General features: G+C 58.1%; 17 protein-coding genes. 5 read left to right on the top strand and 12 right to left on the bottom strand.

What is annotated here, in order from left to right:
- Positions 1–64 precede the first annotated feature (64 nt).
- From QT230_RS05420 to def, 6 genes are all read right to left on the bottom strand, one after another.
- Positions 65–1513, bottom strand: a complete 1449-nt coding sequence (locus tag QT230_RS05420; RefSeq protein WP_308320564.1) for a TrkH family potassium uptake protein — start codon at positions 1511–1513, stop codon at positions 65–67.
- A gap of 52 nt (positions 1514–1565) precedes the next feature.
- Complete coding sequence (gene trkA, locus QT230_RS05415) at positions 1566–2939, bottom strand: Trk system potassium transporter TrkA (protein WP_308320563.1); 1374 nt, start codon at positions 2937–2939, stop codon at positions 1566–1568.
- 175 nt (positions 2940–3114) lie between these two features.
- Complete coding sequence (locus QT230_RS05410) at positions 3115–3321, bottom strand: dodecin (RefSeq protein ID WP_008959783.1); 207 nt, start codon at positions 3319–3321, stop codon at positions 3115–3117.
- A 48-nt stretch (positions 3322–3369) separates the two neighbouring features.
- A complete protein-coding gene (gene rsmB, locus QT230_RS05405) occupies positions 3370–4707 on the bottom strand; it encodes a 16S rRNA (cytosine(967)-C(5))-methyltransferase RsmB (protein WP_308320562.1) in 1338 nt (445 codons plus the stop codon).
- Positions 4704–5696, bottom strand: a complete 993-nt coding sequence (gene fmt / locus QT230_RS05400; RefSeq protein WP_308320561.1) for a methionyl-tRNA formyltransferase — start codon at positions 5694–5696, stop codon at positions 4704–4706. Before fmt ends, rsmB begins: the two co-directional genes overlap by 4 nt.
- A gap of 48 nt (positions 5697–5744) precedes the next feature.
- A complete protein-coding gene (gene def, locus QT230_RS05395) occupies positions 5745–6257 on the bottom strand; it encodes a peptide deformylase (protein WP_308320560.1) in 513 nt (170 codons plus the stop codon).
- Positions 6258–6449: 192 nt separating this feature from the next.
- Here def and QT230_RS05390 point away from each other — a divergent pair, with 192 nt between their 5' ends.
- From QT230_RS05390 to aroE, 5 genes are all read left to right on the top strand, one after another.
- Positions 6450–7295, top strand: coding sequence for a peptidoglycan-binding protein (locus QT230_RS05390; RefSeq protein WP_308320559.1), 846 nt, complete (start codon positions 6450–6452; stop codon positions 7293–7295).
- A gap of 40 nt (positions 7296–7335) precedes the next feature.
- A complete protein-coding gene (gene dprA / locus QT230_RS05385) occupies positions 7336–8472 on the top strand; it encodes a DNA-processing protein DprA (protein WP_308320558.1) in 1137 nt (378 codons plus the stop codon).
- A gap of 38 nt (positions 8473–8510) precedes the next feature.
- Positions 8511–9068 carry an L-threonylcarbamoyladenylate synthase gene (locus tag QT230_RS05380; RefSeq protein ID WP_308320557.1) on the top strand — a complete coding sequence of 186 codons (558 nt, stop codon included), beginning with the start codon at positions 8511–8513 and terminating at the stop codon, positions 9066–9068.
- A gap of 77 nt (positions 9069–9145) precedes the next feature.
- Positions 9146–10099 carry an oxygen-dependent coproporphyrinogen oxidase gene (gene hemF / locus QT230_RS05375; protein WP_308320556.1) on the top strand — a complete coding sequence of 318 codons (954 nt, stop codon included), beginning with the start codon at positions 9146–9148 and terminating at the stop codon, positions 10097–10099.
- Positions 10096–10917, top strand: a complete 822-nt coding sequence (gene aroE, locus QT230_RS05370) for a shikimate dehydrogenase (RefSeq protein WP_308320555.1) — start codon at positions 10096–10098, stop codon at positions 10915–10917. The genes hemF and aroE overlap by 4 nt, the downstream gene beginning before the upstream one ends.
- Before the next feature lie 93 nt (positions 10918–11010).
- Here aroE and QT230_RS05365 read toward each other — a convergent pair whose 3' ends face one another.
- The 6 genes from QT230_RS05365 to hisS all read right to left on the bottom strand — a co-directional run bounded on the left by QT230_RS05365 (position 11011) and on the right by hisS (position 16892).
- Positions 11011–11271 (bottom strand): hypothetical protein, encoded by a 261-nt coding sequence (locus QT230_RS05365; protein WP_308320554.1) that lies wholly within the window; start codon positions 11269–11271, stop codon positions 11011–11013.
- A gap of 19 nt (positions 11272–11290) precedes the next feature.
- Positions 11291–12094 carry a M48 family metallopeptidase gene (locus tag QT230_RS05360; RefSeq protein WP_308320553.1) on the bottom strand — a complete coding sequence of 268 codons (804 nt, stop codon included), beginning with the start codon at positions 12092–12094 and terminating at the stop codon, positions 11291–11293.
- A 168-nt stretch (positions 12095–12262) separates the two neighbouring features.
- Positions 12263–13666, bottom strand: a complete 1404-nt coding sequence (gene der / locus QT230_RS05355) for a ribosome biogenesis GTPase Der (protein ID WP_308320552.1) — start codon at positions 13664–13666, stop codon at positions 12263–12265.
- Positions 13663–14826, bottom strand: a complete 1164-nt coding sequence (gene bamB, locus QT230_RS05350; RefSeq protein WP_308320551.1) for an outer membrane protein assembly factor BamB — start codon at positions 14824–14826, stop codon at positions 13663–13665. Before bamB ends, der begins: the two co-directional genes overlap by 4 nt.
- Positions 14823–15482: a tetratricopeptide repeat protein gene (locus tag QT230_RS05345; protein ID WP_308320550.1), complete on the bottom strand. Its 660-nt coding sequence runs from the start codon at positions 15480–15482 to the stop codon at positions 14823–14825. The genes bamB and QT230_RS05345 overlap by 4 nt, the downstream gene beginning before the upstream one ends.
- Positions 15483–15593: 111 nt before the next feature.
- Positions 15594–16892, bottom strand: a complete 1299-nt coding sequence (gene hisS / locus QT230_RS05340; protein ID WP_308320549.1) for a histidine--tRNA ligase — start codon at positions 16890–16892, stop codon at positions 15594–15596.
- Positions 16893–16943: the final 51 nt, after the last annotated feature.

Here is a 16943-nt window from a genome sequence, read left to right as displayed (position 1 = left end):
CTAATGTTCAGTACTGTTGTTAAGGGCGTTGTTAAGGGCGTTGTTAAGGACGGTTGTTAAGGGCTTAGCGCCGCCAGAAGGCGGGGGTAAATAGCACCAGTACCGTAAAAATTTCCAAGCGTCCTAGCAGCATGGCCATGACCAGTATCCATTTCGCCAGGCTGGGCATGTCGCCATAGTGAGTGTGGGACTCACCCAGCGCAGGGCCGAGGTTGTTGAGCGCTGACCCTACCGTCGACCAGGCGGTTACCTGATCAACTCCGGTCGCCATCACCCCCACCAGCATTAAAAAGAACAGCAGAACGTACACCGAAAAGAACCCCCAGACCGCTTGGGCAATGCTATCGGGAACGCTGACCTTGCCCACTTTGACCGCAATCACCGCATTGGGGTGGATCAGGCGCATAATTTCGCGCATGCCCTGTTTGATGATCAAAATAATCCGGATCACTTTCATGCCTCCGCCGGTAGAGCCGGAGCAGCCACCCACGAAGGCCGCCACAAACAACAGAAAGGGCAGAGCACCGGGCCACATGGAGAAGTCAGCAACGCTAAAGCCCGCGGTCGTAGCAACAGAAACGACCTGGAAAACCCCGTGACGGAGACCGCGTACGGTGTCATAGGTATCGGTGAGCCATAGCGAAAGCACGGTGACCACAGCCAGTGCGAGCAGAAAGAGCATTAGAAAGCTTGCTTCTGGGTCGTGAAAATAGTGCATCACGCTTTTTTCACGCCAGGCGATGAAATGCAGGCTAAAACTGAACGCCGAAATCAACATAAAGCCGACACATATCATTTCAATCGTCGCGCTATCAAAGTAGCCGATGCTGGCGTCGTAAGTAGAAAACCCGCCTAAGGCAACGGTCGAGAAGCTATGACTCAAGGCGTCGAACCAGTCCATCCCGGCTAGCATGTAGGCCACCATGCAAGCGAGAGTGAGGGTAGCGTAGATGTACCAGAGCGCCTTGGCAGTCTCGGTAATCCGTGGGGTGAGCTTGGAGTCTTTAAGCGGCCCCGGGATCTCGGTGCGGTAAAGCGCCATACCCCCCACCCCCAGGGTCGGCAAAATGGCAACGGCCAGAACGACGATACCCATGCCGCCCAACCACTGGAGCTGCTGGCGGTAGTAGAGAATCGATGCGGGTAAAAAATCGATACCGGTAATCACGGTGGCACCGGTAGTGGTCAAACCGGAAAACGACTCAAATACCGCGTCGGTGATGCCCAGCGAGCCTTCGCCAAATAGCATCAGCGGCAGCGAGCCGAACAGCGCCAGCACCGTCCAGAACATCGCGGCAATAATAAAGCCATCGCGGATGCGCAGCTCTTTTTGCGAGCGCCGATTGGGCAGGTAAAGCAGCAGCCCTGTGGAGACAGAAATCGCAATGCCGCTAATAAAGGCACTCCACACGCCATCGCGAAACCACAGTGAAATCAGCGTGGGAGGGAGCATGGTCAGGCTGAACAGCATCAGTAGCAGCCCCAAAATGCGCAAAATAACCCGCAGACTCATGGTTGTCGCATGCTCCTGTTATTAGCCGCCAGTGGCAGGGATTCTAGGGTTATCAAAAGAACGTTAAACCGACTTGGAACAGGCGCTCCACATCGCGGATGCGGCGCTTGTCGATCACAAATAGAATCACGTGGTCGCCGCTCTCTACCATCACATCGCCATGGGCGATGATGACCTCTTTGCCGCGCACAATCGCGCCAATCGTCGTGCCGTCGGGCAGGTCGATCTCGCGAATCGTGCGGCCGACTACTTTAGACGACTGTTTGTCGCCGTGGGCAATGGCTTCAATGGCCTCGGCGGCGCCCCGGCGCAGCGAGTGGACGTTGACGATATCGCCCCGGCGTACGTGGGTGAGCAGGCTACCGATGGTGGCTTGCTGGGGTGAGATGGCAATATCGATCTCGCCACCCTGTACCAAATCCACATAGGCGGCGTTGTTAATCAGCGTGAGCACCTTCTTGGCGCCTAAGCGCTTGGCTAGCAGCGACGACATGATATTGACTTCGTCGTCGTTGGTCAGCGCGCAGAAGATATCGCACTCTTCGATGTTCTCTTCTTCCAGCAAACGCTTGCTGGTGGCGCTGCCGTGGAGCACCACGGTGCGGTCCAGCCGCTCGGAGAGCGTGGTGCAGCGCTCCAGGCTGTGCTCGATGATTTTGACCTGGTGACTATGCTCCAAATGTTCCGCCAGGCGTTCGCCGATATTGCCGCCCCCGGCAATCACCACGCGACGGAAGTCCCGTTCGACCCGGCGTAGCTCGCTCATCACCGCGCGAATATCCCGTCGTGCGGCGAGGAAGAATACTTCGTCGTCGGCTTCGATCACCGTATCGCCGCGGGGAATGATCGGTCGGCTGCGGCGGTAAATCGCCGCCACACGGGTATCCACGTTGGGCATATGACGACGCAGAAAGGCCAAGTCCTGGCCCACTAGCGGGCCGCCGTAGAAGGCTTTCACCGCCACCAGTTGAACCAAACCACCGGCAAACTCCAGTACCTGCAGGGCGCCGGGGTGCTCGATCAAGCGGCGCACATGGTCGGTGACCACCTGCTCGGGGCTGATCAGTACATCGATGGGAATCGCTTCGTGGGCGAACAGCCCCTTGCGGGTTAAGTACGCCGTGGCGCGCACGCGGGCAATTTTGGTTGGGGTGCGAAACAGCGTGTGAGCGACCTGGCAGGCGATCATGTTGATCTCGTCGCTATTGGTGACGGCGATCAACATATCGGCGTCTTCGCAGCCTGCCTGGCGTAGTACAATCGGGTAGGAGCCCGCCCCGGTGACGGTGCGGATATCGATTTTAGTGTGCAGGTCGCGTAGTTTTTTGGCGTCAGTATCAACGACGGTGATGTCGTTCTCCTCGCGGGCGAGGTGTTCTGCCAGTGTGCCGCCGACCTGGCCGGCGCCGAGAATGATGATTTTCATTACTGAGCATCGGTTCCATTAAAAGCGCCAGCGCAATATCGTTAAGACCAGGAGACGGTCTTAGGACTCAGTCCTGACGTTGAAGACGTAAATGGTCGTTCAGGTACGTCTATCATGCGCTGCAATAAAGACGGCGGCCAGTGTAAACCAGCCGCCGCCGAAAAGCAGGTGAGGATTACTCTAGCGTAAAGCCCACTTTAACCGTTACCTGCCAGTGGGCCACCTGGCCATCTTCAATGTGGCCGCGCGTATCGACCACTTCCAGCCAACGCATGTGCTTAATCGTTTCTGATGCCTTGGCTAACGCATTCTGCACCGCTTCCTCAATGCCCTTCTCGGAAGAGCCGGTCAGTTCCACGTGCTTATAGGTGTGATGACTCATAATATCTCCTTCCTTGTCAGAAATTCACTGCCCGTTATCAACGAATGCTCAGGCAGTGCGCTTCTCTAGTCTGGCATAAAAAAAGCCATCATGACTGCTCTGGGCCGGAAACAGTTGTCGGCCCGCACCACTGACAATGCCCCAGGCAACGTCGTTAGGTGTGGTGATGTGAGCATCAGGCGTACGGGCGAGGAACGCCTCAATCTGTTCACTGTTCTCTTCGGGCAGCACCGAGCAGGTAGCGTACAGCAGGGTGCCGCCTTCGCGTAGCATCGGCCAGAGGTTATCCAATAGCTGGCGCTGAAGCTTGGCCAGCGGACGGATATCGTCCTTGCGGCGCAGCTTTTTGATATCGGGGTGGCGGCGGATGACACCGGTACCCGAGCAAGGGGCGTCGAGCAGAATGGCATCAAACGGCGTGCCGCTCCACCAGTCGCGCTCGGTGGCATCGGCGTGTTCGAGTACCGCCTCGACGCCTAAACGGCTGAGCGTGTCTTCCACCCGCGCCAAACGCTGGTTATCGCTATCGATAGCCGTTAGGGCAATATCAAACTGCTCTAGCAAATGGGCTGTTTTTCCGCCGGGAGCGCAGCAGGCATCCAGCACACGAGCACCCGGTCGAGGCGCTAGCGCGGGACCAAGTAGCGCCGCTGAAAGCTGGGCGGCTTCATCCTGAACGCTCACGTGGCCCTCTTCAAAGCCGGGCAGTGCGGTCACGTCGCAGGGTGTTTCCAGCGTTATGGCGTCTGGGGCATGGGGGCATAAATGGCCGTTCAGACCCTGCTCGTTGAGCATGCCCAAATAGACCTCGCGGTCGTTGTAGCGTTGATTCACCCTTAACGTCATCGGGCCTGCTTGATTGTTGGCTTCAATGATATCGCGCCACTGCTCTGGCCACGCCTGACGTAACGCGTTGAGTAGCCAGGGCGGATGCTCAAGCGCCACACTTTCATCCCGGTCTACCTGGGCCTGGAGCGCCTCAGATTCGCGCTGCAGGCGACGCAGGCAGCCATTTAAAACGCGGGTGGCCCACTCCTTCTTTAGTAAGCGTGCAGCGCCAGCGGTTTCGCCTACCGCCGCGTGGGCCGGAATGCGCATATACAGCAGCTGGTAAATACCCAGCAGCAGCAGCGCTTGAACATCGCTGTCGCGTTTTTTAAACGGCTGCTTGAGCAGCACGCCTGCAAGGGCTTCCAGGCGCGGCAAACGGCGGCAGGTGCCGAAGCAGAGCTCTTTGAGTAGTCCGCGGTCGCGAGCCACCACGCTGTGCTCATCCAGCCCCGCCAGTGAGCCTTGGTCGCTAAGCACCGGGGCCAGCGCGCGGGCCGCAGCAGCGCGCACTTCCTGGCCGCTGCCGCCACCTTGAGGGGAACGCTTTTGGCTCATGGTGTGTCTCCTTGGTTGGCCTGAGCCGCTGGCTGGCCAAGGCGAATGCCTGTCGTCAGGCGCGCGTGGCGCGCATTAAGTAAGTCACGCACGGCCATCGCTTTACCGCCGGGCAACTGGGCGCTGGTGATGCACAATACTTCGCGCCCGTCGGTGCCGCAGGCAATACGCAGATGATCTTCGCCGTGCTCAAGTAGCGTACCGGGGGCGCTGGGCGGATGCTCGCCTTCCTCTACGCTGGCCATTAGCAGGCGCAGGCGGTCATCGCCTAGCGCACACCAGGCGACCGGCCAGGGGTTAAACGCACGAATTTTACTGGCTAACTGATGCGCTGGCTGGCCAAAATCGAGCTCGGCTTCCGCTTTGCTCAGTTTGGCGGCATAGGTGACGCCCTCGTCAGGCTGAGGCGTGGCATGAGCGGCACCGGTGGCTAGGGCATCGAGTGTCGTGACCAGCGCATCAGCGCCCTGGATGGCGAGACAATCATGTAGGTCTCCGCCGGTGGTGCGATCCGTAATAGGTGTACGCACTTCCGAGAGCATCGCGCCGGTATCCAAGCCAGCGTCCATCTGCATGATGGTGACACCTGATACGCTATCGCCGGCTTCGATCGCCCGCTGAATGGGGGCAGCGCCACGCCAGCGGGGCAGCAGCGAAGCGTGTACGTTAACGCAGCCTAGGCGCGGGGTGTCTAGCACGGCCTGGGGCAGCAGCAGCCCATAGGCGACAACGACCATAATATCCGCATTGAGCGCGGCCAGTTCAGCTTGGGCCGTTGGCTCTTTTAACGTCTGGGGCTGATAGACCGGCAGGCGATGCTCCAGGGCCAACTGTTTGACTGGGCTGGGCGTTAACTTACGGCCGCGACCAGCGGGGCGATCGGGTTGGGTATACACCGCGACCACTTCATGCTGGCTTTCCAGCAGCGTTGCAAGACTCGAAGCGGCGAATTCAGGCGTGCCGGCAAAAACAACGCGCAATCGTGACATAGGGAGAGGGCTACCTGGCTTATCTGAAATGTAAGTAGGAAAAGCGGGTTACGCGTCCTGGATCTGCTTATGGCGCTTCTGCATCTTCTTTTGGATGCGGTTACGCTTAAGCGGCGATAGGTAGTCAACAAACAGGACGCCTTCCAGGTGGTCGTACTCGTGCTGAATACAGTGCGCCAGCAGACCTTCCGCCTCTAGCTCGTAGGCGTCGCCATTGCGATCCAGCGCGTTGAGCTGCACTTTAAGATAGCGCGGCACTTCGGCGTAGTACTCGGGAATCGACAGGCAGCCTTCGGAAAGCGGTTCTTTTTCGTCGCCAAGCGGGGTATAGCGTGGGTTGATAAGCACCAGCGGCTGGGAGTTGTCGTCGCTGACGTCCATCACGACGACTCGACGGTGGACATCGATCTGGGTCGCGGCTAGACCGATACCCCGGGCGTCATACATGGTCTCCAGCATATCGTCGACGAGTTTGCGCACCTCATCGTCAACGGTTTCCACCGCGGCGGCCTTGGTGCGCAGGCGCTCATCGGGGAATTCAAGAATAGGAAGTTTGGCCATGACGTTACAATCACCGTTATGCTGAGTCTGAATTAAGTCAAGCTAGGCAGTGACGAGAGTCGCTTAACCTAGGTACTTTATGATGGGTCACTATATCACGCTGTCAATGTTTCTGGGCATAAGCAGCCAAGGCGCATAGCGTCTTATTATCAACATAATAATCGTAGTATTCATCTTTTAGGGGAGCGCAGAATGGCAGCAAAACAACACGCCTGCCGGGGGTGGTTAGGTAGTTTGCTGCTGAGTGCAGTGATGCTGGTGAGTAGCGAAGCTGCCGCATGGGAGCGTGATCAGCAGGTGATTAAACTCTCGCCGCAAGTGCGTACCTTGCCCCATCGTGAAGCGATTGAGCCAATTGCCCTGGAGGAAGCACAGGCGTTTTTGCGCCAGCATCGCGTTGTGGATGATGCCGAGGCGCTACAGGAACTGGGATATGTAGTGGCGGGGGATGATCGCCGCTTGATTAGTGGCGCGGGAGATAAGGTCTACGTGCGTGGCGATGTACCGCACCATGGACAGATGGGCATCTATCGTCAGTTGGAATCCTACCTAGCCATGGATGGCACGCCACTTGGCTTGGAGCTGATTAATGTAGGTATTGCCCGCCATGTCAGCAGTAAGAACGATATTGCGCAGCTTGAAGTCGTCAGCTCCCATCAGGAAGTGCGGGTTAACGACATCGTCCTGCCGCTGGAGGAGCGCGAGCTGAGCAGAGAACTTGTGCCTCGCGCGCCGCTAAATCCGGTTGAGGGGCATATTATTGCCGTCCCAGGCGGGGTGCGTTTTATCGGCCGCTTTCAGATCGTAACCCTTGATCTCGGCACGCTGGATGGCCTGCAGGCGGGCCATGTGCTGCGAGTCAATCAGCAGGGCGGGCTGATCAATGACCCGCGCACCCAGGAGCTGGTTCAGTTACCCAGCAGTGAAGCGGGTAGCGTTATGATATTTAGGCCTTATGATCGTGTCAGCTACGCCTTGGTGATGCAGGCATCGCGCGTGCTGGAAGTGGGGGATCAAGTTGAGTCACTGGCTAACTAGCGGCTGGCAAAACAAACAATGCGCTTATTAAGGAGGGAGTATGGATGCCCAGGAGTGGTTGGTGGTCAATGCGTTGCCTGGGATGGGCGCGCTGCGTATAGCGAAGTTGGCAGCCCACGAGCCACAGTGGCCGGAGGGCTGGTTGGCTGCACTGCCCAGCCGAGCGGCTAGCGAGCTGCGCTTATGGCTTGAACACCCCACCCGTAGCCCGCTACAAAATGTCGTTAATGAGACCCTGGAGTGGCAACAAGGCGGCCCCGGACGACATGTCCTGCATCGTGATCACCCCGCATGGCCTGAGCTGTTAAATGAACTGCCTGACCCGCCTGCAGTGCTCTGGGCCCAGGGGGATCTGGGTGCGCTTGAAGGTCCTAAACTGGCCATGGTGGGCACTCGTCGTCCTACCGGTGAGGGTACCCACAACGCCCAAACGTTTGCCCGAGATCTTGTCCGCCGCGGCTGGTGTGTGGTCAGCGGCATGGCGTTAGGGGTTGACGGTGTGGCCCAGCGTGCGGCGCTGAATGCCGGAGGAAGCACGGTTGCCGTGCTTGGCTGCGGTGTGGATGTGATCTATCCCGCCTCAAACCGGGATCTTCACGAGCAGCTTGGTCGTTTGCCCGGTGGTCTGCTGCTGTCAGAGCATCCGCCGGGTACCCTGGCGCGCGCGGCGTTTTTCCCGCGCCGCAACCGAATCGTTACCGGTCTGTCTCTCGGCACCCTGGTGGTCGAAGCGACCGAAAAGAGCGGCTCGCTGGTCAGTGCACGGCTCACCTTGGAGCAAAATCGTGAGCTGTTTGTGCTACCGGGGTCGCTGCATAACGTCCAGGCCCGCGGCTGTCTGGCACTATTACGGCAGGGGAGTACTCATCTGGCTTGCAGCGTCGACGATATCATTGCTGATCTTGGCCACTGGGCGGAGGCGTTTATACCGCCCGACGCCGCTATTCAACTCCCTTTAGTGGAGACGGCAGGAAAACCGACTCAAGAAGCGCCATTGCCGGAAAGCATACCCGATCCGTTATTAACCTCTCTATCGGCAACGCCAACGCCTATCGACACGTTGGTAGCGTCTATTGGCACATCAGTTAGCGACTGCCAGCAACGCCTGCTTATGCTTGAATTGGACGGTTGGGTAAGCCAACAGGCGGGCGGCTGGGTGCGGCTGCCGCGCTCATGATAGGATGCGGCTATTAAAGGCATATTCGAGGAGAGGCCATGAGTTTGTCTACCGATCTAGCGCCGGCGATTAGCGCACTGCGTGGAGGGGGCGTCATTGCCTGCCCCACTGAAGCGGTTTGGGGACTCAGCTGCGACCCGGAAAACGATGAAGCGTTAGCGCTCCTGATGCGCATGAAACAGCGCGATCCGGCGAAGGGCGTCATCCTCGTTGCCGCGAGTATCGAGCAGTTTCAACCCTGGCTGAATCAACTTCCGTTAGCACTGCACGCGCCCCTGGCCGCAAGCTGGCCGGGCCCGAACACCTGGTTAGTGCCCGATAATGGTCGCAGCCATGGGCTGGTGCGCGGTGCCCATGAGAGAGTAGCGCTACGAGTTACTGACCACCCGCTAATGAAAGCGCTGTGTGAGGCGTTCGGTGGCCCGCTGGTATCCACCTCTGCCAACCGTGCTGGCGAGCCGCCCGCCATGAGCGCCGCTGAGATCACTGACATCTTTGGCGATGAAGTCACCTATGTCGTGGAAGGCGCGCTAGGTGGCAACGCCAATCCCAGTACCATCAGGGATTTGGTTACCGGTAAAGTCATGCGCCCTTAGCAGTCGTTCAACTCACTATTTACCATTTACCATTTACTACTAACCCATTACGACTCACCAACCCCTCAGGAGTTACCGTGGCCCACGAGCACCTTGATGACGTTAAACGCTACCTTCTTGATCTACAGGAACGACTCTGCGCTGGTTTGGCGGAAGCCGACGGCGCTGCGCAGTTCCAAGAAGATAGCTGGGAGCGTGAAGAGGGTGGCGGCGGACGCTCGCGGGTAATGACCCAGGGCGGCGTATTTGAAAAAGGCGGCGTCAACTTCTCCCATGTCTATGGCACCCAACTGCCGCCTTCGGCCACTGCCGCGCGTCCTGAGCTGACGGGGCGTAGCTTTCACGCAGTAGGCGTCTCCTGGGTGCTGCACCCGGAGAACCCTCATGTGCCGACTAGTCATGGCAATGTGCGCTTCTTTATTGCCGAGAAAGTCGGCGAGCCGCCGGTGTGGTGGTTTGGCGGCGGTTTTGACTTAACGCCGTTTTATCCCGTGATGGAAGATGTGGTGCACTGGCACCAAGTGGCGAAAGCCGCCTGCGATCCTTTTGGCGACGGCGTTTACGACCGCTACAAAGCCTGGTGCGACGAGTACTTCTACCTCAAGCACCGCGATGAAACCCGCGGGGTCGGCGGACTGTTTTTCGACGATTTAAATGAAGGTGAGTTCGCCGACTGTTTTGCCATGCAGCGCGCGGTGGGCGACAGCTTCTTAGCGGCTTATTTGCCCATTGTCGAGCGGCGTAAAAACGAAGCATGGGGTGAGCGCGAACGTGAGTTTCAGCTCTATCGCCGAGGTCGCTACGTGGAGTTTAATCTTGTCTGGGACCGCGGCACGTTGTTCGGCCTACAGAGCGGCGGGCGCACCGAATCCATTTTGATGTCGATGCCGCCATTAGCGCGCTGGGAGTACGCCTTTGAGCCAGAGCCGGGTAGTGCTGAAGCGCGTTTGCAGGATTTTTTACACCCTCGGGACTGGCTCGGCGTGGCCGCTGATGAGACGATGTTAAACGCTAGCGGAGAGCCATCATGACCGATCGCTACTGCGTATTTGGCAATCCCGTTAAGCACTCTAAATCCCCGCAAATCCACGCTGAGTTTGCCCATCAAACGGCGCAAACAATTGCGTACACCGCTGAAGAAGCGCCGCTGGATGGCTTTGCGGGGGCTTGGCGCGCCTTTATCGATGCGGGCGGGCGTGGCGCCAATGTCACTGTGCCGTTCAAAGGCGATGCCTTCGCACTGTGCGATACGTTGAGCCACCGCGCCCGCCGGGCAGGAGCGGTCAATACGCTGATACTCGGTGGCAATGGTCGTACCTACGGCGATACCACCGACGGCGTTGGCCTAGTGCGCGATTTGGCCTACCACCGCGTGGCGTTAGCGGGAAAGCGTGTTTTGGTGGTCGGGGCCGGCGGCGCCGTACGCGGTATTCTAGAGCCACTGCTCGCCGAGCAACCCAGCGAGGTCGTCGTGGTGAACCGTACCGCTGCAAAAGCCGAACAGCTGGCCAGCGATTTTGCCGATCTGGGGCCTATCCATGGCGGTGGTTTTGAAACTGCTGTTGGCGTTTTTGATGTCGTGATTAACGGCACTAGCGCCAGCCTTACGGGCGAGCTGCCGCCGCTACCTGATGAAATCTTTGCTGTTAACGCCTGGGCTTACGACATGATGTACGGGGCGGAGCCGACGGTATTTTTGCAATGGGCAGGCCCACGTGGTGCGAAGCTGCTGGACGGCTTGGGCATGCTGGTCGAACAGGCTGCTGAATCGTTTTTTCTGTGGCGCAATGTGCGTCCAGAGACGGCTCCCGTGCGTGAAATGCTGCGGAAGTCGCTTAACAATTTATAAATGCGCCAATAACGGCGTCAGTGATAATACAAAAAAAGCGGGGGCGGATAATGTTATCCGCCCCCGCTTTTTAGTTACACCGTTAAATACGCTTCACTTAGCGCGCTTAACGTACAGCCCCACCGTGCACATCACCAGCCCTACCACCGAAAGCAGCATGCCGCCATTAACTAACAGCGGCGAGCGCTGGAGCCAGGAGACAAAGGGCTGCGGCGTGTCGCGACAGACGCTCTCGATATAGTCCCAATGGCCGCCATCCAACTGGCAGGCGCGCACATCGTTGAGTTCCCAGAAATAGACGCCCATCAGCACAAATAGCGGCAGTACCAGCAGTAGTAATCCCAGCTTAATCATTTAAACCTCAAGGCTGCCGTTACGGGCGCGGGCAGTTGGGTGTACGACCATTGCTACGAGCTTGTTCATAGATAGCCAGGGCTTGATCCATATTGCCTTGCAAACCTTGAATGCGCTGGCCTTGGCCGGGGTGAGTGGACATCCACTCGGGGGGCGCGCCGCCGCCTGAGGCAGCCTGCATATTTTCCCACAGGGTAACGCTTTCACGTGGGTCGAAGCCCGCTTGTGCCATTAAATTCAAGCCGATCACATCAGCTTCACTTTCGTGGGCCCGCGAGAACGGCAGCACGATGCCGTACTGAGCGCCCATACCCAGTACGCCCATAAGCTGCTGACCACCGGCGGACTGCATACCCGAGGTGCTGGATATAACCGACAAGCCTAGCGACGTAGCGCTCTTGGTCGAGGCGCGCTCGTTAGCATGGTTGGCTAGCACGTGACCAATTTCGTGACCTACAACGGAGGCCAGCTGGTCTTGGCTAGTGGCAATATCCAGCATGCCGGTATTCACGCCCATATAGCCGCCGGGTAGGGCGAAGGCGTTGGGCTGCTCCGATTCAAATACGCGTATTTGCCAGTCTAACTGCTGCTGCGCGGCGGGGAGAACTGCCACGATGGCATCGGCAATACACTGCACATAGCGATGACTGGCCTGACCCGCCGTGGGCAGTTCCTGCTGGTACTGAGTGAACGCCTGACGGCCCATCTCATTCAATTCGCTGTCAGACATCAGCAGCAGTTGGGAGCGCCCGGTTGGCGAGGTAGAACAAGCGGCGATAGACGCGCATAGCGCGGTAACAGCGAGAGGGCGAAGCCAGCGCATGAGACGGTTTCCTTATAGACGAATGGTTTTCCTGCACACAAGATAACCGCTGGTAGCAGTAAATCAATCCCCCATCATAACCTACCTTGAGGCTAAGTATGGGGGCTGAACTGAGCAGCCGTTCGAGTCGCCAATAGGTAAGCGATATTAGCGGGTTAAAACGGATGCTTAACGACGGCTTTTACGCGCCTCTTTGGTTCGGTTAAGCTCACGCTTCTTGGCTTTCTCTTTGTCGCTGGCGCCTGCCATGCTGTCGAACGGGTTGCTACCTGAGCGGAACTCAAAGCGTATCGGCGTGCCACGTACCTTGAGCACCTTGCGGAAGGTGTTGGTCAGGTAGCGACGGTAGGCTTCCGGCAGCGATTCGGTTTGATTGCCGTGGACGACGATAATCGGCGGGTTGCTGCCGCCCTGGTGGGCCATGCGCAGTTTAATGCGCCGCCCGTGTACCATTGGCGGCGGGTTTTGGCTGACCGCGTCCTGAAGCAGGGTGGTTAGCCGGTTGGTCGACCAGTGCGCGTTAGCGGCGTCAAAGGCGCGATCAATTGAGGGGTAAAGATCACCTACCGCGGTGCCGTGCAGGGCAGAGATAAAGTGCAGCTCGGCATAATCGGCAAAGCCTAAACGGCGCTTAATCTCGGTGCGCATTTTGTCTTTGGCTTCGCTCTCTAAGCCGTCCCACTTATTCACCGCCAGCACCAGCGCACGCCCGGTGGTTAATACGTAGTCGAGCAGGTGCAAGTCCTGCTCCACCAGACCGCTGGAACCATCCAGCACCATGATCACTACATGGGACTCTTTGATCGCATCCAGGGTTTTGATGATAGAGAACTTCTCGGCGATTTCACTGACATTCTTGCGCCGCCGAATACCCGCGGTATCAATCAGCACATAGGGCTTGCCGCGACGCTCGAAGGGGATCTCAATGGCATCGCGGGTGGTGCCGGCCTCATCAAACACAACCACACGATCTTCGCCGAGCAGGCGATTGACCAGGGTCGATTTGCCCACATTGGGGCGGCCAATCACGCCAATGCGCACGCCTTTGCTGCCGGTATCCGCGGGGATGCTGGCATCGCGCTCGGGAAACGGCTCAAGTACTACGTCTATCAGGGTAGAAACATTGCGCCCGTGGGCAGCGGCAATCGGCCAGGGGTCGCCAAGGCCCAGTGACCAAAAGTCGCCCATCGCCGAGTGCTCTTCCATGCCGTCGGTTTTATTCACTACCAGCCAGGTTTTCTTCTGGTTAACGCGCAGGTGGTTAGCAATCGCCTGGTCGGCGGCAATCAGGCCGGCGCGGGCATCGACCATAAATAGCACAATATCGGCTTCATCGATGGCCGCTAGCGACTGCTCGGCCATCGCTGCGTCGATACCCTCTTCATCACCGCTGATACCGCCGGTGTCGATCACCGTATAGACTTTATCGCCCAGCATGCCATTGCCATACTTGCGGTCGCGAGTGAGGCCAGGAAAGTCGGCCACCAGTGCATCACGCGAGCGCGTTAGGCGGTTAAACAGCGTCGATTTGCCTACATTGGGGCGACCGACTAAAGCAATGACGGGTGTCATGGAGTTACTTCCAGGGTTTCCAGGCGACCATTGTTGGCCTGGACATGAATGGTGCTGCCTTCAGTGACCGGGCGTACGCTGATGCCTGAACTGTGTACGCGAGTGCGGCCTACAATGTCGCCGTCGCGAGCGTCGATCAGGTGAAGATAACCTTCAAAATCGCCGAAGACCAAGCGTCCATCGGCAAAGGCGGGAGCGGTCAACCAACGATCTTCAAGATCGTCATTGCGCCATACCTCTCGGCCGCTGTTGGCATCTAACGCGACGACTTCGCTGTTATCGGTAACCACAAACAGCAGATCACCGACCAGAATCGGGGTGTGGCGGCTGGAGATATCGGCTTCCCAGAGCAAATCGCCTTGGGTGGCTTCCAGCGCTACTACACGACCATTATAACTGGTCACAAACAGGCGGCCGTCAGGGCTAATAATGGGCTGGCCCGAAAGGTCGACCAGGCGCTCTACTTCGCTGCGCCCGCGGGGCGTGGCAATCTGCATATCCCATAGCGGTTGGCCGTTGCGGTTATCCAGAGTGGCCAAGCGGCCGTTAGCCAGGCCGACAAAGCTGACCGGATCGATCACCATCGGTGTACCGGAGCCGCGCAGCGTTAACGACGGCTGCGAACTGGTATACACCCAGCGCTCTTCACCGCTTGCGCGATCAAGAGCAGTGACTTGCCCATCAACGCTTTGTACGACCAGCAGTTGCTGGTTTGCCTGCGGCGCGGCCAGCACTTCGCTGGAGACTCGAGAGCGCCAGCTTTCGCTGCCATCGCGCTGATCCAGAGCAATCACTTCGCCATTACCGGTGGCCAGATAAACCTGACCGGCAATCGCCGTTAATGCGCTGGAGATAGGCGTATCAAGGTTGATTTTCCACTCGACGTCGCCGCTATCGGCATTCATCGCCATAACCAAGCCTTCTACGTCCGCAGCAAATACGCTATCGCCTTCACGGGCAGGGGCAATCGGGTAGCGCTGATGGCCTAAGCCTTCACCAATGGTGCGCCGCCACTGAGTATCCAACGAAGAGGTCTCATCGAAGCTGCGCAGCTCCTTAGGGGTATAAGCCGGTTCGCCTTTGCTGGCACAACCCACCAGCAGTGCCAGCGTTAACGCGCCTAAGCTTGCCCGCAATAGCGGTTTTGAAAAATTCATCATTGTGTCGCCTCCTCAGCGCCGAGATCGTCAAGCTTGAACTGCACGCCGTAAAGCGGCTGGTCTTGGGTTTGCGATACTTCCATAGCGGTTTCCCATGCGTCGCGGGCTGCCTCAGTGTCACCTTGGGCAGCAAACGCATCGCCACGTACGTTGGCCCGCTGGGCGGCTAATGCGTCGCTAATTGGCTCGTCTAATAGCGCAAGGGCCTGTGTCGGGTTGCCGTCAGCGAGTTCCACTCGTGCCAAGCGCAGCCATGCAAGACTCTGCACATAGCGGCGTGAAGATTCGCTGGCGACTTTTTCTAGCGCGGTTCTCGCGCCTTCCAAATCGCCTTGCTGAACGGCTAAACGGGCATCAAGCAGCAGGGCAAGTTCCGCGTACAGCGTGTCGCCATGTTCGTCGTTCAGTTCGCTGACCATTTCACGTGCGCTGGCCAATTCCTCTTCGCCCAGCTCGTTGGCAGAGGTCATATTGACAATCTGCTGGTAGCGCATGGAGGCGGCTTCTGACTGGCCCTGTTGATAGTTCTGCCAGGCATTCCATCCAAAGACGCCCGCCGCGGCAAGCACTGCGCCTGCAATCAATGACATCCCGTTCTCTTTCCACCAGCGCTTGACGGCGTCTAGCTGCTCTTCTTCGCTTCTCAGCTCCACCACGGGCGGGCTCCTGTTTTCTAAGTTCGTATTTCTCTAAATTCGTATTTCGCTAAGTTCGTATGTACGTTATCTAAGGCCGTATACACAAACCATCGGGTTAGCCTGTGGGGCTTATGTGGTAGTCGCTAAAAGCTCGCGCAGCGTGCTCGCTAACGTGGCTAACGGCACACGCTGCTGTTCGCGGTCATCGCGCAGAAACTTGAGGGTCGCCGACTGCGCCGCAATTTCGTCTTCGCCGAGCAGGACCGCCATTGAGGCGTCACTTTTATCAGCTTTTTTCATCCGGCTTTTGAAACTGCCGCCGCCGCAGTGTAGTTGTAAACGCAGTTCAGGCAGTTCGCTACGCAGCTGTTCAGCTAGAGTAATGGCCGCCGTGGTGGCGTCGTCGTCCATCGGTAGCACAAAAACATCGCAGCCACCGATGTCTTCAGGAAACAGCTTAAGGGTCTCGAGCAGAAGAATTAGCCGCTCGATACCCATGGCAAAGCCCACTGCTGGAGTCGGTTTGCCGCCCAGCTGTTCGACCAAGCCGTCGTAGCGACCGCCTGCGCAAACGGTGCCCTGGCTGCCTAGCGCGTTGGTGGTCCACTCGAACACCGTTCGGCAGTAGTAGTCGAGCCCGCGTACTAAACGCGGGTTGATCACGTAGCTAATGCCTACTGCTTCAAGCATCTGGGTAAGTTGCTCGAAGTGTTGGCGTGACTCGGCGTCCAGGTGATCCATCAGTTGCGGCGCAGCGTCGAGCATCTCAGCCATGGCGGGGTTCTTGGAATCAAGAATACGCAGCGGGTTGCTGGTTAATCGGCGCTTGGAGTCTTCATCAAGCACCTCACGATGCTGCTCAAAGTAGGCTACCAACGTATCTCGGTAGGCCGCGCGCGCCTCAGAGGAACCCAGCGAATTAAGCTCAAGGGTGACGTGCTCCATCAACCCTAGCTCTTGCCATAGGCGAGCCGAGAGCAGGATCACCTCGGCGTCGATATCCGGACCATCAAAACCGAAGGTCTCAACGCCAATCTGGTGGAACTGGCGGTAGCGGCCTTTTTGCGGACGCTCGTAGCGGAACATCGGGCCCTGGTACCACAGCCGCTGCGTTTGGTTATACAGCAGGCCGTGCTCCATGGCGGCGCGCACACAGCTGGCGGTGCCTTCTGGGCGCAGCGTCAGGCTCTCGCTATTGCGATCGTCAAAAGTGTACATCTCTTTTTCGACGATATCGGTGACTTCACCGATCGAGCGGGCAAACAGCGCCGTTTGCTCGACAATAGGCGTGCGAATTTCGTTAAAACCGTAGCGCAGCATAAGCTGGCGTACTTTGGCTTCAAAAAATTGCCAGCGCGGACTGTCGGTGGGCAGTAGGTCGTTCATACCACGAATGGCTTGAATCTTTTTAACGGCGGACTTGCTCAAAGAAAACTCCTTATTCTGCCATCAGGCGTTGCTCACCCAGGCTGGCAGCCA

It is taken from the genome of Halomonas sp. SpR8 (genome assembly GCF_031010195.1).
GTDB lineage: Bacteria > Pseudomonadota > Gammaproteobacteria > Pseudomonadales > Halomonadaceae > Vreelandella.
This window is presented reverse-complemented; position numbering and strand designations above follow the sequence as displayed.

Coding starts and splice junctions, on each gene's coding strand:
- trkA (WP_308320563.1), bottom strand. CDS start 2,939: ATGAAAATCATCATTCTCGGCGCCGGCCAGGTCGGCGGCACACTGGCA.
- QT230_RS05365 (WP_308320554.1), bottom strand. CDS start 11,271: ATGATTAAGCTGGGATTACTACTGCTGGTACTGCCGCTATTTGTGCTG.
- rsmB (WP_308320562.1), bottom strand. CDS start 4,707: ATGAGCCAAAAGCGTTCCCCTCAAGGTGGCGGCAGCGGCCAGGAAGTG.
- fmt (WP_308320561.1), bottom strand. CDS start 5,696: ATGTCACGATTGCGCGTTGTTTTTGCCGGCACGCCTGAATTCGCCGCT.
- dprA (WP_308320558.1), top strand. CDS start 7,336: ATGGATGCCCAGGAGTGGTTGGTGGTCAATGCGTTGCCTGGGATGGGC.
- QT230_RS05420 (WP_308320564.1), bottom strand. CDS start 1,513: ATGAGTCTGCGGGTTATTTTGCGCATTTTGGGGCTGCTACTGATGCTG.
- def (WP_308320560.1), bottom strand. CDS start 6,257: ATGGCCAAACTTCCTATTCTTGAATTCCCCGATGAGCGCCTGCGCACC.
- bamB (WP_308320551.1), bottom strand. CDS start 14,826: ATGATGAATTTTTCAAAACCGCTATTGCGGGCAAGCTTAGGCGCGTTA.
- QT230_RS05410 (WP_008959783.1), bottom strand. CDS start 3,321: ATGAGTCATCACACCTATAAGCACGTGGAACTGACCGGCTCTTCCGAG.
- QT230_RS05380 (WP_308320557.1), top strand. CDS start 8,511: ATGAGTTTGTCTACCGATCTAGCGCCGGCGATTAGCGCACTGCGTGGA.
- QT230_RS05390 (WP_308320559.1), top strand. CDS start 6,450: ATGGCAGCAAAACAACACGCCTGCCGGGGGTGGTTAGGTAGTTTGCTG.
- der (WP_308320552.1), bottom strand. CDS start 13,666: ATGACACCCGTCATTGCTTTAGTCGGTCGCCCCAATGTAGGCAAATCG.
- aroE (WP_308320555.1), top strand. CDS start 10,096: ATGACCGATCGCTACTGCGTATTTGGCAATCCCGTTAAGCACTCTAAA.
- QT230_RS05360 (WP_308320553.1), bottom strand. CDS start 12,094: ATGCGCTGGCTTCGCCCTCTCGCTGTTACCGCGCTATGCGCGTCTATC.